General features: G+C 60.9%; 11 protein-coding genes and 2 pseudogenes. 12 read left to right on the forward strand and 1 reads right to left on the reverse strand.

From position 1 onward, the window contains the following. Position 1: 1 nt before the first annotated feature. The 12 genes and pseudogenes from RHM58_RS19570 (at position 2) to RHM58_RS19625 (ending at position 13,955) form a co-directional block, all read left to right on the forward strand. On the forward strand, positions 2–1,837 hold the full coding sequence (locus RHM58_RS19570) for an IucA/IucC family protein (protein ID WP_322267908.1): 1,836 nt from the start codon (positions 2–4) through the stop codon (positions 1,835–1,837). Beyond that, positions 1,827–2,750, forward strand: a complete 924-nt coding sequence (locus RHM58_RS19575; protein ID WP_322267909.1) for an ABC transporter substrate-binding protein — start codon at positions 1,827–1,829, stop codon at positions 2,748–2,750. Before RHM58_RS19570 ends, RHM58_RS19575 begins: the two co-directional genes overlap by 11 nt. Further along, complete coding sequence (locus RHM58_RS19580) at positions 2,747–3,736, forward strand: FecCD family ABC transporter permease (RefSeq protein WP_322267910.1); 990 nt, start codon at positions 2,747–2,749, stop codon at positions 3,734–3,736. Before RHM58_RS19575 ends, RHM58_RS19580 begins: the two co-directional genes overlap by 4 nt. Continuing rightward, entirely contained in the window at positions 3,729–4,742 is a 1,014-nt protein-coding gene (locus tag RHM58_RS19585; protein WP_322267911.1) for an iron ABC transporter permease, read from the forward strand. Before RHM58_RS19580 ends, RHM58_RS19585 begins: the two co-directional genes overlap by 8 nt. Positions 4,743–4,771: 29 nt before the next feature. Further along, positions 4,772–5,563: an ABC transporter ATP-binding protein gene (locus RHM58_RS19590; RefSeq protein WP_201257034.1), complete on the forward strand. Its 792-nt coding sequence runs from the start codon at positions 4,772–4,774 to the stop codon at positions 5,561–5,563. Continuing rightward, positions 5,560–6,342: an IucA/IucC family C-terminal-domain containing protein gene (locus RHM58_RS19595; protein WP_322267912.1), complete on the forward strand. Its 783-nt coding sequence runs from the start codon at positions 5,560–5,562 to the stop codon at positions 6,340–6,342. Before RHM58_RS19590 ends, RHM58_RS19595 begins: the two co-directional genes overlap by 4 nt. Beyond that, positions 6,339–6,965 (forward strand): RraA family protein, encoded by a 627-nt coding sequence (locus tag RHM58_RS19600; protein WP_322267913.1) that lies wholly within the window; start codon positions 6,339–6,341, stop codon positions 6,963–6,965. The genes RHM58_RS19595 and RHM58_RS19600 overlap by 4 nt, the downstream gene beginning before the upstream one ends. Positions 6,966–7,291: 326 nt before the next feature. Next, positions 7,292–10,123 (forward strand): annotated as a pseudogene (locus tag RHM58_RS19605) (xanthine dehydrogenase family protein molybdopterin-binding subunit). Continuing rightward, positions 10,116–10,655: a (2Fe-2S)-binding protein gene (locus RHM58_RS19610; protein ID WP_123403637.1), complete on the forward strand. Its 540-nt coding sequence runs from the start codon at positions 10,116–10,118 to the stop codon at positions 10,653–10,655. Before RHM58_RS19605 ends, RHM58_RS19610 begins: the two are co-directional and overlap by 8 nt. Positions 10,656–10,657: 2 nt before the next feature. Then, positions 10,658–11,893 carry a cytochrome c gene (locus RHM58_RS19615; protein ID WP_201202298.1) on the forward strand — a complete coding sequence of 412 codons (1,236 nt, stop codon included), beginning with the start codon at positions 10,658–10,660 and terminating at the stop codon, positions 11,891–11,893. 1 nt (position 11,894) lies between these two features. Next, positions 11,895–12,865, forward strand: a pseudogene (locus tag RHM58_RS19620) (XdhC family protein). Between the two features lie 241 nt (positions 12,866–13,106). Next, complete coding sequence (locus RHM58_RS19625) at positions 13,107–13,955, forward strand: oxidoreductase (protein ID WP_322267914.1); 849 nt, start codon at positions 13,107–13,109, stop codon at positions 13,953–13,955. 128 nt (positions 13,956–14,083) lie between these two features. Here the strand turns inward: RHM58_RS19625 and RHM58_RS19630 are convergent, their stop codons facing one another. Beyond that, positions 14,084–15,367, reverse strand: a complete 1,284-nt coding sequence (locus RHM58_RS19630) for an NAD(P)/FAD-dependent oxidoreductase (protein WP_322267915.1) — start codon at positions 15,365–15,367, stop codon at positions 14,084–14,086. Positions 15,368–15,437 lie beyond the last annotated feature (70 nt).

Consider the following 15,437-nt stretch of genomic DNA (forward strand, 5'->3'; position numbering starts at 1 on the left):
GATGAACTTCACCGCAATGGCCGCCGACAGGGTGATGCAGGATCTGGTCGATTGTTTGCTGGCCGAACATTTTTTCGGGACCGAACCGCTGAACCTGGCGACACCCGCGTCATCGGCCGATCAGTTGTTTAGCGGGTTAAGCGCCGAGCAACGGATCTGGGAATGGCAGGGTTCAATCTTCGTCGCCCTGCGCCCCGGCATCACGCAGCACTGGGAGAAAGTGCCGGGCACGCCGGTATTGGGTTGCGAAAATGGCCAACTGACCGAACTGTCCCCAGAAGCATTCATGACCCAAGTCTTGGCCGGGATGACTGACCGCTATCAGGACAATGAAAAGGGCTTTGCGCTGTTCCTTGATGTACTGCGCACCAGCGTCCGCCAGACCGAGTTGTCCCTAGCCCATCGGGTCGACAGCGAACGCTTGCTGGAAAAGAGCAACGCAGACTTCTTTCTGGCGATGGAGCAGTGGGCGTCGCTGCGGGATCGTCCCTACCATCCGCTGGCCAAAGCCAAGCAAGGTTTGAACAACGCCGAATATCAGCAGTATCAGGCGGAATTCGCCCGTCCGGTGGCGCTGAATTGGGTCGCCATCGACCGCACGTTGCTGCAATGCGGCGACGGCGTGACGGATCTTGCGCAGAGTTATCCCGCCGAGTACCTGTTGCCATTCGCGTTGCAGGTCGGCTTGCAACACGAGTTGCAGCAACGGGGCCTTGCCGATAGCCACATCGCGCTGCCGGTGCACCCGTGGCAGTTTGAACACGTGCTCGACGCGCAGCTCAGTGATGCCTTCGCCAAGGGGGATTGCCATCGACTGGACTTCACCGACGGTGATTTCTTCGCGACTTCGTCGTTGCGTTCGATGACCCCGTGCTTCAACAGCGCCGATTACCTGAAGTTGCCGATGGCAATCTATTCTCTGGGCGCCTCGCGTTACTTGCCCGCCGTGAAAATGATCAACGGCGGCTTGAGTGAAAAGTTGCTGCGTCAGGCGCTGGGCAAGGATCAAACCCTGCAAGAGAAGCTGCACCTGTGCGATGAAACCAAGTGGTGGGCGTTTATGCCGCCGCACGCGACGCTGTTCGACGAAGCGCCGCGTCATTTGTCGGCTTTGGTCCGCGGTTATCCGCCGGCGCTGCTGGAAGACCCGGACACGCGACTGGTGCCGATGGCCGCCCTCGGCACGCCGCTGCCCGGCAGCAACCAGCACTTCTTCGATGACTGGATGGCCTACCGCCAATTGCCGGCCGATGCCGCGTCAGTGATGAAGCTGTTCCGCGAGCTGTGCCACAGCTTCTTCGAGATCAACTTGCGGATGTTCCGCATCGGCATGCTCGGGGAGATTCACGGGCAGAACGCGGTGCTGGTCTGGAAGGCTGGTTATGCCCAAGGGCTGCTTCTGCGCGATCACGATTCATTGCGCATCTTCGTGCCGTGGCTGGAACGCAACGGCCTGGCCGATCCGGCCTACCGACTGAAGAAGGGGCATGCGAACACGCTGTATCACGAGCGTCCCGAAGACCTGTTGTTCTGGTTGCAGACGCTGGGGATCCAGGTCAATTTCCGGGCGATCATCGATACCCTGGCGCAGGTTTATTCGCTGCCGGCCAACACCTTGTGGACGGCGATGGGCGAGGTGTTGAACGAGTTGATCGACACCATCGAATTCGACGACGAAGCGCGGAGCATGATCAAACAGCAGCTGTTCGAAGCACCGCACTGGCCGCAGAAATTGTTGCTCACGCCAATGATCGAACGAGCGGGTGGTCCTGGCAGCATGCCGTTTGGCAAAGGCCTGGTGGTCAATCCTTTCCACAGGCTGAATCGTGAAGACTGACCCTCGATATCATCCCTCCAGGCGCACGCTGTTGCGCCTGTCTTTGGGGGCGCTGGCACTCAGGTTTGCCACGCCGGCCTGGGCTCAATCCGACGCCGCGCCGCTGCGGGTGGTTACCCTGTTTCAGGGGGCCACCGACAGCGCCGTGGCGTTGGGCGTCACGCCGTGCGGCATCGTCGATTCCTGGAGTGAAAAACCCACCTATCGCTATTTACGCGCGGCATTGGAGCAGGTGCCTCATGTCGGGCTGGAGACTCAGCCCAGTCTGGAGGACATCGCGCTGCTGAAACCGGACGTGATCGTCGCCTCGCGCTTTCGCCATGAACGCATCGAACCGCTGCTCAAACAGATCGCCCCGGTGGTGATGCTGGAAGAAGTGTTCGAGTTCAAAAAGACCCTGGCGTTGATGGGCGTTGCCTTGTACCGCAAGCAACGGGCCGACGAGGTATTGGCCCAATGGCAACAACGCGTGGCGCAACTGCGCCAGCAATTACAGCAGAAATTTGCCGGGCGCTGGCCGCCCACGGTGTCGATTCTGGATATCCGGGAAGACCACATTCGCAGTTATCTGCCGGCGAGTTTTCCCGGTTCCGTCATTACCGAGCTGGGTTTCGACTGGAGTGACGCCAGTCGGGAGGCGGATGGGGTGTCGATCAAACTCACCAGCAAGGAGAGTCTGGCGGTGGTGAATGCCGACATTTTCTTTGTCTTCATGCACGCGGAGAAAGCAGCAGTGCAGCGAAATTATGAAAGCCTGGTACAGCATCCGCTGTGGCAGCAAATGCGCGCGCCGCAGCAGGGGCAAGTGTGGCGGGTCGACGGCGTGGCCTGGAGCTTGTCGGGCGGCATGCTCGGGGCAAATCTGATGCTCGACGATGTTGCCCATCTGGTTAACGCGGACGAGGCCTCATGAGCAACGGTTTGAAGTTGTACATTACCGGTGTCGTGTTGCTAATGAGTTGCGTGTTGAGCCTGGCCGTCGGCGCAACGTGGATTCCGTTGTCGCAGATTCTTGCGGCGTTTGCGCATCCCGATCCGTTGAGCGTCAGCCATGTGCTGGTGACCACCACGCGGCTGTCGCGTACGTTGATGGCGATGGCTGTGGGCGCGAGCCTGGCGGTGGCGGGCGCGTTGATGCAGGCGTTGACCCGCAATCCGCTGGCGTCCCCCGGACTGTTCGGGATCAACGCCGGGGCGACATTTTTCATCATTCTGTTTTCTTCGCTGTTCTCCCTGTCATCCCCGGATGCCTGGCTGTGGTGCGCATTTATTGGTGCTGCGGTGGCGGGTTCACTGGTGTGGCTGATCGGCAACATGGGGCAGGGCAGTCTCAGCCCGTTGCGCATCGTGCTGGCGGGCGCGGCGATGGCGGCGTTGTTCTCCGCGTTCAGTCAGGCGTTGCTGGTGGTCAATCAGGATGGGCTGGATACGGTGCTGTTCTGGCTGGCCGGTTCGTTGACCGAGCGCAGCCTGTCGGTCGCCGCGCCGTTGCTGTTGTGTGGCGTGCTCGGCTTGTTCGGGGCGATGTTGCTGGCGGGGCAGGTCAATGTGCTGAACGCCGGGGAAGAAATCGCCACGGGCCTGGGTCAGCGAACCGGGTTGATCCGGTTATTGATGAGCGTGCTGGTGGTGTGCCTGGCGGGCAGTGCGGTGGCGTTGGCCGGCAGCATCGGGTTTATCGGTTTGCTGGTGCCGCACATGGTGCGCAAGGGGTTGTCCATTGACCATCGCTGGTTGCTGCCGGGGTGTGCGTTGCTCGGCGCGATTGTGCTGCTGTTGGCGGATACGTTATCGCGGGTGTTGATCTTGCCCCAGGAGGTGCCGGTGGGCGTGATGACCGCGCTGTTCGGTGCGCCGTTTTTCATCTTGCTGGCGCGGCGTGGAGGTCGTTATGGATAAGGTTCTGACTTGGCGCCGTAGTGGCTTCTCCCGGCGGATCAATGTCGCGACGTTGTGGCGATTGTTGGCGGCGCTGATGGTGACGCTACTGATCATGCTCGGCTCGCTGTCGCTGGGCAAAGTCCTGCTGTCGCCGCTGGAGGTGCTGCGGATATTGCTGTCGCACCAGGACGCGAGCCTGACGTTTATCGTCGAGCAACTACGCTTCCCGCGCATCCTGCTGGCGGCATTGGTGGGCGCGGCGTTGTCGGTGTCCGGGCTGATCCTGCAAAGCATCATCCGCAACCCGCTGGCTTCGCCGGATCTGCTCGGTATTACCAGCGGCGCCAGCGCGGCAGCAGTGTTGTATTTGTCGTTTTTCTCGGTGGCGTTGGGTCAGCAATATCTGCCACTGGCGGCGATGCTCGGCGCGGGGCTGGCGGCACTCGCGATTTATCTGCTGGCCTGGAGGCAGGGCACTTCACCGCTGCGGCTGGTGTTGATCGGCGTCGGCATCTCCGCGATGTTGACCGCCGCGACGACGTTCATTCTGGTGTTCAGTCCGCTGACGACAACCTTGTCGGCCTATGTCTGGCTGACCGGCAGCGTGTACGGTGCCAGTTGGCCGGAGCCGCTGGCGCTGGGTTCCTGGTTGTTGGTTATTTGTCCGCTGCTGGTGTTTTTGGCTCGTCAGGTGATGGTGCAACAGCTGGACGACAGCCTTGCTCAAGGGATCGGTGTGCGCGTGCAATGGTTGCGCGCCGGGTTGTTGCTGGTCAGCGTGGCGTTGGCCGGTGCGGCGATTGCCTGGGGCGGGGCGATCGCGTTTGTCGGGCTGATCGCGCCGCACATTGCCAAGCGTCTGGTGGCTCCGGGGTTTGGCGGTCACGGCCGTGATGGCGGCGCTGGTCGGGGCGAACCTGGTGGTGCGGCCGACCTCGCCGGGCGCACGCTGTTTTTGCCGCTGGATCTGCCCGCCGGGATTTTTGTCGCCGTGCTGGGCACACCCTTTTTCTCTATTTGTTGATTAAACAACGTCATTAAGGAATTCAACGTATGACGTCGATTGCAAGTCGCGGCCTGACCCTGAGTTATCAGCGCCAGGTGATTATTGATGCGCTGGACATGCAACTGCCCCAGGGCAAGATTTCGGTATTGATTGGCAGCAACGGTTGCGGCAAAAGCACCTTGCTCAAATCCTTTGCCCGGCTGCTGAAACCGCAGCAGGGTTCGGTGATTCTCAACGGTGTGGATATCCAGCAAAAATCCACAGCGGCCGTGGCCCGTGAACTGGCGATTTTGCCGCAGACGCCCAGCGCGCCGGAGGGCATTACCGTTCGGCAATTGGTGGCGTTGGGTCGATTTCCATATCAGAGCTGGATGCAACAGTGGTCGGCGGAAGATGAAGCCATGGTCAACCGCGCGCTGGCGCAAACCAGCCTGCTGGCCCTGGCGGATCGACCGGTGGACGCGTTGTCCGGCGGGCAACGCCAGCGTGCGTGGATCGCCATGACCCTGGCCCAGGACACCGGCATCGTGCTGCTCGACGAACCGACCACGTTCCTCGACCTGGCGCACCAGATCGAAGTGCTGGACCTGCTGCGCGACCTTAACCGGCTCGAAAATAAAACCATCATCATGGTGCTGCACGACCTCAACCTGGCGTGTCGTTACGCTGATCACATGGTCGCGGTGCACAACCAGACCGCGTTTGCCCAGGGCCGGCCTGACGAGGTGTTGACCGAGGCGCTGGTCAAAACCGTATTCGACCTGAATTGCCGGATCATCCCCGATCCGTTCTTCGGCACGCCGCTGTGCATTCCGTTTGGTCGGGAACTGCCGCAATGACTCTGGCTGACCATTTCACGGCGTCAGAGTGGGCGGTGCTGTCCGGCGGGTTGCGGCTCAAGGACAGCGCCGAGCGCGACCCGTTGCGTTCGCTGCTGGCCCGGGACTTGTTGCAAGAGGACGTGTGCGCGCAACTGCTGGATGCGTTGGGGCCGGTGATTGGCTCGCCAACTCGGGCGATTACCGCCTCGTTGCTGGGCAAGCGTTTGTCGTTTCTGGCGACCGGCGCCTGTTTGTACGCGATGTCGGTGTATGACAAAGGGGTGTTGCTGTCGTTGGACAACACGGTGATTGAGTACGGTCACGATGACGGGTTGTGGACGTCGTCGATGCCGCTGCTTCTCGGAAAGCCGCTGACATACGAGGCGGGTGAGCGCGAGGCCTGGCGGGAAACGCTGGTTCAGGCGCTGTTTGCGGGATTACTGAAACCGTTGTGGCAAACCTTCAACCGGGTCACGGGCGTTTCCCGGCGCATCCTCTGGGAAAACACCGCCGTGCGCGTCTATTCGCTGTATGAAAAACGCATGGCAAAAATCGACGATCCGTTGGTGCGCGAGCGCTGTGAGGCAGATTTCACTTGGCTCATGACCCTAGCCGAGCCCGCACTGTTCGGCCTCGAGTACAACCCGCTGAGTCATTTTCGCCGGCCACCGACGTTGGTGGACGAAGGGCAACGCAGCATCCGTTTTCGGCGGACCTGCTGCTTCTACTACCTGGCCACCGAGCCCGCAGAATATTGCTCGACCTGCCCACTGCTTCGTCCGGGGAAATGCCGATGAGTTATGAGATTGCCGACCGCCAGCAACGTGTCAGCCCGAAGTTGCTTGACGCGTATCGGTCGATCCCGTCGTCCACCGTCGGCCACTTTTCCGACCTTGGCTTCCTGCGCGGGATCAAGCCACTGTTCAACGACATCCGCATGCTCGGCAACGTGGTCACCGTCAAAGTCTTCCCGCCTGATGGCAGCGTTTTGCGTGAAGCGCTGTTGTTGAGTCAGCCGGGCGATGTGCTGGTGATCGAATGTGTGGGTGACCACGAGTGCGGCTGTTGGGGCGAATTGCGGACTCTGGCCGGTTTGATCAAGGGCCTGGCCGGGGTGGTGGTGTCGGGTGCGGTCACCGATGTCAGCGCCTTGCGTCGTCATGGGTTGCCGGTGTTTTGCCGTGAAGTCAGTGCGTACACCACCCGCGGCGTTGGCGCCCAAGGGGAGGTCAATCAGCCGATCCGGATTGGCGAAGTTCAGGTGCGACCGGGCGATCTGGCCGTCGGTGATGACGACGGCGTCTACATCCTCGATGCACTGCGAGCGGCGGAGCTGCTGCCCGAATTATTGGCCAAGGAAGTAACCGACCAACGCCGCCGTTCAGAATTCCTCCACAGACTCGAAGCCCGACTTAACTAGGCTCACCTGAAACCTGTAGGAGCGAGACTTGCCCGCGAAGCTTTTAGCGCCCGTGATAACGCCTTCGCGGGCAAGCCTCGCTCCTACAAACGATCAGCATTTTTCATCGATGTGTTGCTGCGCAAAGCGGCTACACTTTGATTCTTTGGTCAGTTTTTTGTAACAGGTTGTTTGCCGCCAGCGCAGAAACCTATAAAGTTAACCTTTCGGTCAGCTTTGCACTGTCAAATACAGCCTTTTGCTTTGTCCAAAAGCGCTTCTGCAAGACTCGAGATTCCCAGAACATAACCAGAAGGGCGGACCCATAACCGCCCAGAGGATGATCCATGTCCAACCGTGATATTTCCCGGCGCTCGTTCCTTCAGGGCGGGCTGGTGGCGGGTGTGAGCGTGACGCTTACACCGCTCAGCACCCAGGCGCTGGCTGCCTTGATGGAAAACAGCGTAACCGTGCCGTCCGAGCAATGGCTCGGCAACAACGGCAAGGCGCGCTCGCGTAACGATGCCTTGTCCAAGGTCTGCGGCAGCAAAGTCTTTGCCCGCGACATTCGTGCCAAGGACATGCCGGGCTGGCCGCAGCAGCAGGGCCACGCCATGTTGCTGAAAATCACCAAGGCCGACCGCATCTACGCGGGTTACGACCTGTCGTGGCTCGGCGCCGATTTGCAGCCCGACCGCATCGTCACCGCCGCCGACCTGGACAAGGACGGCATCGTCTTCCCGGAAGATCACGCGCCCGATCCGCTGCTGCCGGAAGGCAAGGTGCCGATGTTCATCGGTCACCCGGTGGCGATCCTGATCTGGAACGACTTCGAGCGTTTCCGCCAGGCCAAGGCCAAACTCAAGTTCAATGACAAAGCCATCCGCTACGGCGCCCAGGTGCCGTTCTACGACTGTGATCCCTACGGCAGCTTCCGCTACGTACGCGTTGGCGGCGCGACCTCGGCGGACGAAGATGAATTCGCCAGCCTCAAGGATTCGATCCTGTTCCCGATGCTGAAAAACCGTCGTCCGGTGTGGAATTCCCAGCCGGACCTGCACGGCAACCTGACCGAGCGCGGTTTGTTCTACGCCGACCGGATGAAACAGCAGATCGAATCGCCGCCAGACAACTGGCTGGTGTTCGACGAGCGCTACAAAACCCCGTCGATTGAACCGGCCGCGATGGAGCCGGACAACGGCAACGGCTGGTACGACCCGGCGACCAAGACCCTGCACTTTGTCGTCGCCACCCAGTGCCCGCTGGAGGCTGCAACCGAAACCGCGAAGATGATCGCGCCGTCGCGCTTCGGCCTGGCGAATCTGAACATGCACCCCGGTTACACCGTCGGTTACGGTTCCAAGGACCATAACATCTTCGTCTACTACGCAGCCCTCGCCGCGTTGTACGGTGCTGGTGTGCCGGTGCGTCTGGCGAACGACCGCTACGAGCAGTTCCACGAGCGGGATCAAGCGTCACCCGTTCGACATCCGCTACCAATTGGCCGTGGACAAGACCGATCACAGCTTCAAGATTTTCCGCGCCGAGATGAACGTCGATGGCGGCGGGCGGATCAACTACAGCCCTTCAGTGGCGGCGGTTGGCGCCACGGCGGCGCAGTCGATCTACTACATGCCGCAGAACGATTTGCAGGTCACGGCCTATCATTCTCGCGGTGTTGAAGCGGGCTCGATGCGCGGTTACGGAACCCTGCAAAGCATGGCGTCGACCGAGATGATGGTCGACGAAATTGCCGGTCGCCTCGGCATCGACGCCATCGATCTGCGCAAGAAAAACGCCATGCTCTCGGGCATGAAAAACACCCAGGGCGCAGTGCCTGCGGGTGCCTTGCGCCTGCATGAAATTCTCGACAAGGCTGCTGCCCACGAAGTCTGGAAAAACCGCGATCTGATCAAGATGAAGCGCGAAGCCGCCGACCCGGACAACTGGTACGGCGTCGGTTTCGCCATCTGCCAGAAAGACTTCGGCACCGGTTCCGAAGCGCCGATGGCCAGCATCGAATTCACGGCTGAAGGGCACGTGACCCTGCGCCACATCGGTATCGAAATCGGCACCGGCATGTCCACCTCGCAAGCCTTGGTGGTGGCGGATTTCATCGGCATCCCGGCCACGGAAGTGAAGACCGGCGAAACCGAATGGAAAGAGTTGCAGCTGATCAGCGGCGGCAACCCGTACATCATGAGCCAGGCTGAACAGGACGGTTTTCTGCGTAACCCACGCTGGGTTGGCAAACTTGCGTCGGCCTCGTCGGCGACTAACTCCGCGTACTACTTCAGCCACGCTACCCGTGAAGCGTCCCGCGTGCTGTTCAACCACGGTTTGTGGCCGGCGGCGCTGCAGATCTGGGGCCAAGGCCCATACGGCGGCCAAGCCAACCCGTACGTGGTGCGTCGCGAAGATGCGCATTGGGTCGACGGCAAACTCACTGCCAACGGCATGCAGCCGCTGAGCTTTGAGCAACTGGCGAAACACGCCCACGAAATAGGCTTGGTGACCGGCGCGACCGTGCACGGCTTCAACCGCTGGAGCTGGGCCGAGTCCGATTTCAGCATCGACGGCGTCCGTGAACGCCTGCCGCTCGACGGTCTGGCCGTGAAGTACGGCGACGGGGCACCGAACGCGAAGAAAGCACAGATGACCAGCAACGGTTTCCATCTGCTGGATCGCCAGAACGTGCACTACCCGGACACCCAGCTGAACAACGCGGCGGTGACTTACTACAGCCCGGTCGCGACGCTGGTGGAATTGAAAGTGAACAAGGGTTCGGCCGAAGTGCAAGTGCTCAACCATCACTCGTGGGTCGAGTGCGGTCGGGTGCTGGTGGAAGAACTGGTCAGGGGGCAGCTCGAAGGCGGGATCGCCATGGGCATCGGCCATGCATTGATGGAAGAGATGCCGCTGTACGAAGGCGGGCCGGGGAGGGTGACTGGAACTTCAACCGTTACCGCCTGCCAATGGCCCGGCACGTTGCGGTCTGGAACCAGACGGCGGAGATCCTGCCGCCGCTGTCGCCGAGCGACCCGTCCAAGGGCATTGCCGAAGTGGTGATGATCCCGATCGTCGGCGCCATCGGTAACGCCGTGGCTCACGCCATCGGCAAACGTGTCCGCGACCTGCCTATCACTTCTGCGCGCATCAAGGAGGCCCTCAATGGCTAACCGTCCGTTTCAACTGACCCTCAACGGTCAATCCGTCGGCCCGGTGGACATCCCTGATGACCTGCCGATGATCGACTACTTGCACGAATACAAAAACCTCACCGGTTCGCGTCTGGGCTGCGGCCAGGGCATCTGCCATGCCTGTGTGGTGATCGTCGACAACCCGGACGGCACCAGCGAAGAAGTGCGCACCTGCATCACCGGCGCGCATTACTTCGAAGGCAAAAAAGTGCGGACCATCGAAGGTCACGCGACCCGCGATGAGCAGGGCAAGGTCACCGAGCTGAACCCGATCCAGCAGCGTTTCGTCGATGAATTCGCCTTCCAGTGCAGCTACTGCGCGCCGGGGTTTGTGAATGCGGCGACGGTGTTGGTGGAAAAACTCCAGCGTCAGCCGATCGTTAAAAGTCAGCTGGAAAAAGTCATCGAGGACAGCCTCGGTCACCACATCTGCCGCTGCACCGGCTACGTGCGTTACTACAGCGCGACCCGCAACGTGCTGACCGATCTCGGCCTGGTCAAGGAGGGTTAAGCATGAAGCATCTACTTTCCCGACTGGCGTTGGCGGTTGGTCTGGCTGCGCCGGTGTTACTGGCCCACGCGGACGATCAGATCAAGCGCGGCGAATACCTTGCCCGCGCTGCCGATTGCATGGCCTGCCACACCGCACCGGGTGGCGCGCCGTTTGCCGGCGGTCTGCCGATCATCTCGCCGTTCGGCACGATCTACGGCACCAACATCACCCCGAGCAAAGAGCACGGCATCGGTCTGTACAACGATGATGAGTTCTTCGCGGCGCTCACCGAAGGCAAACGCCGGGATGGCGCGAACCTGTATCCGGCGATGCCTTACACCTCGTATCACCTGATGCCGCGTGAAGACTCGGACGCGATTCACGCGTATCTGAAAACCGTCGAGCCGATCGAACGTGCGGCGCCGGTCACCAGCCTGAGCTTCCCGTTCAACGTGCGTCTGGGCCTGATGGGCTGGAACATGCTCTACGGCAAGGACGTGAAACTGGCGCCGACCGAGGGCAAAAGCGAAGCCTTCAAGCGCGGCCAGTACATGGTCGACGTGCTCGGGCACTGCGGCGAATGCCACACCCCGCGCGGTTTGCCCGGTGCGATGCAGCAGGACAAACGCCTGACTGGCGGCCTGCTCAATGGCTATCTGGCGCCAAGCCTGTTGGCCAATGACCTGGCCGCACGCGGCTGGAATCATCAGGACCTGAGCTCGTTCCTCAAGCACGGCATGAGCGCCCAGGGCACGATGTTCAACGAGATGTTCCCGGTGTTCCACAACAGCACCCAAGGCCTCAATGATCCGGACTTGGCGGCGATGGCGACGTTCCTGCTTGGCGATCAACCGCCCGCAGCGAAAGTGCTTACCGAAGTGCCGCTGGACAAAATGGGCCCAAGCGCCCAGCGCGGTCGTCAGGATTACCTGAACGTCTGTGCCGGTTGCCACGCACCGAACGGCGAGGGCAAGCCGCACATCGCGGTGGCCATGCGCGGCAACACCACATTGCGCCTGGAAGATCCGCGCAACCTGTTGCGGGTGATCGAGGACGGCATCGGCGAGCAGAAATTCGCCGGGTTCGAACGCATGCAACCGATGCCGGGCTTCGCCGACAAACTCAGTCATGAGCAACTGACCGATCTGCTGAACTACTTGCGTCAAGGTTGGGGCGGTCAGTCGAGTGAGCTGGCGGTCAGCGATGTGCAGAAGCTTCAGGCCGATGCACCAACCGCCGAGCACAAGGCGCACTGACATGCAGCATCTCGATCTGCAAGTGGTGCGCCGGGCGCTGGAATGGTCGACGGCCGGCCAGTGCGTGTGGCTGTGCACGGTGCTCGCCACCTATGGCTCGGCGCCACGTGCGCCGGGCTCGTTGCTGGCGGTGAACGCGGACGGTCAATGGATCGGCTCGCTGTCCGGCGGCTGCGTTGAGGAAGACTTCCTCGAACGCGTCGCCGAGGGCGCGTTTTTGAGGCCGTCAACGTGGTCCGTTACGGCGAAGGCGATGATCCGCGCTCTCGGGTCAGTCTGCCCTGTGGTGGCGTGCTCGATGTGCTGGTGGAGAAGCTTGAATCTGATTGTGAGGTTCAGGCACATCTGCGCGAGCTGGAGTCGGCATTGCTGGGCCAGCGCCGGTTGATTCGCGAGGTCGATCTGGCCAGTGGCGCGCGCAGTGTGTTCGCGGACAGCGAGCAGGGCGCGCGCATCGAGCGAGAGATCGACCGGGTACGCGTGCGAGTTGGCGCGGCTCAGCGGTTGCTGTTGGCGGGGTATTCCAGCGTCGCCCAGGCCTGTGCAGAGTTTGCCGTGGGCCTGGGTTTCGAGGTGATTCTTTGCGAGCCGCGAGACGAAGTGCTTGAAGGCGTGGTGCTGAACAACGTCGAGATTCGCCGCCAACTGCCATCGGTGTTCATCGCCGACGGCGGCTGCCACAGTGACACGGCAGTGGTGGCGTTGACCCATGACCCGCGCATCGATGACCTGGCGATGATGGAAGCGGTGCGCACCGATGCGTTCTACATTGGTGTGATGGGCTCGATGCAGACGTCGCAAAAGCGCTTTGAGCGGTTGCGCAGGATTGGTGGGTTGGGGGATGTTGAACTCGCAAGAATTCATGCCCCGATTGGCCTGAACCTGGGCAGCAAGACGCCCGCAGAAATCGCCCTGGCAGTACTCGCTGACATCCTGCGAATCCGCAGCGGCATCCCCCGGGATCGCCTGTAACCCCCATTCCCTGTGGGAGCGAGCTTGCTCGCGATGGCGTCCGTACATTCAACGTCAATGTCGACTGTCAGACCGTCATCGCGAGCAAGCTCGCTCCCTCTGGGGTTGTGTGTTGTTGGTGGGTAATTGTTTGCAGCATCTCCCTTCAAGAAATCAATAAAAGCCTCGGCGCAAAGCCAGACGTGTCCATACTCAGTGCCATGGCTCGCACCTGCGGGCAGCTACCTGGAGGAAGATCCGCATGACTGCATCGACATCCAAACCGGTCTGGTTCATCACCGGCTGTTCAACAGGTTTCGGCCGGCAACTGGCCTTGCACACCCTCAGCCTCGGCTACCCGACCGTGGTCACGGCGCGTAACCCGGCGCAGGTCGAAGACATCGTCAAAGGGCACGAAGACATCGCACTGGTCTTGAAGCTGGACGTCACCGACCCGGCACAGATCAACGCTGCCGTTGAGGCCGCACAAGCGCGTTTCGGCCGTATCGATGTGTTGGTGAACAACGCAGGGATCGGCTACTTCGGCTCCTTCGAAGAAAGCGATCTGGGTGAAGTGCGCAAGATGATGGACATCAACGTCTGGGGCCTCGTCGAGATGACCCGCGCAGTGCTGCCAGGCATGCGCCAGCAGCGCAGCGGCTCGGTGGTGAACATCTCTTCCGTCGGCGGCATCGTAGCGTTTCCGGCGGTGAGTTTTTACCACGCGACCAAGTTTGCGGTGGAAGGCATTTCTGAATCCCTGGCCCAGGAAGTCGCACCGCTGGGCATCAAAGTCCTGATCGTCGAGCCAAGCGGTTTCCGCACCGATTGGGCGGGGCGCTCGGCCAACGAAGCGAGCCAGACCATCGACGACTACCGTGAAACGGCTGGCAAACGCCTCGACATGATCCGCGGCTACAACGGCAAGCAACCGGGCGACCCGGTGCGGGCAGCGGTGGCGATCGTCAATGCGGTCGAGGCCGAGAACCCGCCATTGCGTCTGTTATTGGGCAAAGCGGCACTGGCCGGTGGACGCGGCAAGATCGAAGCCCTGCGCAAGGACTTCGAAGGTTGGGCGAGTGTCAGCGAAGGCGCTGATTTCCCGAGCTAATCGTCTATACGCAGAACCCAATGTGGGAGCGGGCTTGCTCGCGAAGGCGTCGTATCAGTCGAAATCTTTATTGACTGACACACCGCTTTCGCAAGCAAGCCCGCTCCCACATGGGATAGTGGTGTTGCTTAGTATCCAAACTTGTCCCGCAACCCGTAATACCACGCACCCAACGCCGCAAACGGTGTGCGCAGCAGTTGCCCACCCGGAAACGGGTAGTGCGGCAAATCCGCAAACGCATCAAACCGCTCGGCCTGGCCGCGCAACGCCTCGGCCAACACCTTGCCCGCCAAATGCGTGTAAGTCACACCATGCCCACTGCAACCCTGAGAGTAATAAATGTTATCCCCCAGCCGCCCAACCTGCGGAAGACGCGACAGCGTCAGCAGGAAGTTTCCGGTCCAGGCGTAATCAATTTTCACGTCTTTAAGCTGCGGAAAAGCCTTAAGCATCTTCGGCCGAATAATCGCTTCAATATTTGCCGGATCCCGCGCGCCATACACCACGCCCCCACCGAAAACCAAACGCTTGTCGCCGGTCAGACGGTAATAATCGAGCAGGTAGTTGCAGTCTTCGACGCAGTAATCCTGTGGCAACAAGCTTTTGGCCAGCGCATCGCCCAGCGGTTCAGTGGTAATCACCTGAGTCCCGCACGGCATCGACTTCGCGGCCAACTCCGGCACCAGATTACCGAGGTAAGCATTGCCCGCCACGATAATGAACTTGGCCCTGACCTTACCCTGTGGCGTATGCACCACCGGGTTCGCACCGCGCTCGATGCGCACCGCCGGAGACTGTTCATAAATAGTGCCGCCCAGCGACTCGACAGCGGCTGCTTCACCGAGCGCCAGGTTCAACGGATGAATGTGCCCGCCGCTCATGTCGAGCATGCCGCCGACATACTGGTCGCAGCCCACCACTTCACGGATGCGCTTTTGGTCCAGCAACTCAAGCTGCGAGTGACCGAAGCGCTCCCACAAACGCTTCTGGGATTCCAGATGACCCATCTGCTTGGCCGTGATGGCGGCGAACACACCGCCGTCCTTCAAGTCGCACTGGATATTATATTTGGCGACCCGCTCACGAATGATCCGCCCACCTTCAAACGCCATCTGCCCCAGCAACTGAGCTTGTTTAGGGCCGACACTGCGCTCGATCACATCAATGTCACGGCTATAGCTGTTAACGATCTGGCCACCATTGCGCCCCGACGCCCCAAACCCGACCTTGGCCGCCTCCAGCACCGTTACCCGAAAACCGTTCTCCAGCAGAAACAGGGCAGAGGACAACCCGGTGTAACCGGCGCCAATCACACAGACATCAGTCTCCACGTCATCCTGCAAAAGAGGGCGCGGCGGAACCGCATTGGCCGATGCGGCGTAATAGGACTCTGGGTAAGGGGTGTTCGCCATCCTGCTGCCTCTGTTTAATATATTTTACGAGTGCGTCGATCCTACGCGAGTTAAAAAACGGCCGCCAGCC

Source organism: Pseudomonas sp. 10S4, from assembly GCF_034344865.1.
Taxonomy (GTDB): domain Bacteria; phylum Pseudomonadota; class Gammaproteobacteria; order Pseudomonadales; family Pseudomonadaceae; genus Aquipseudomonas.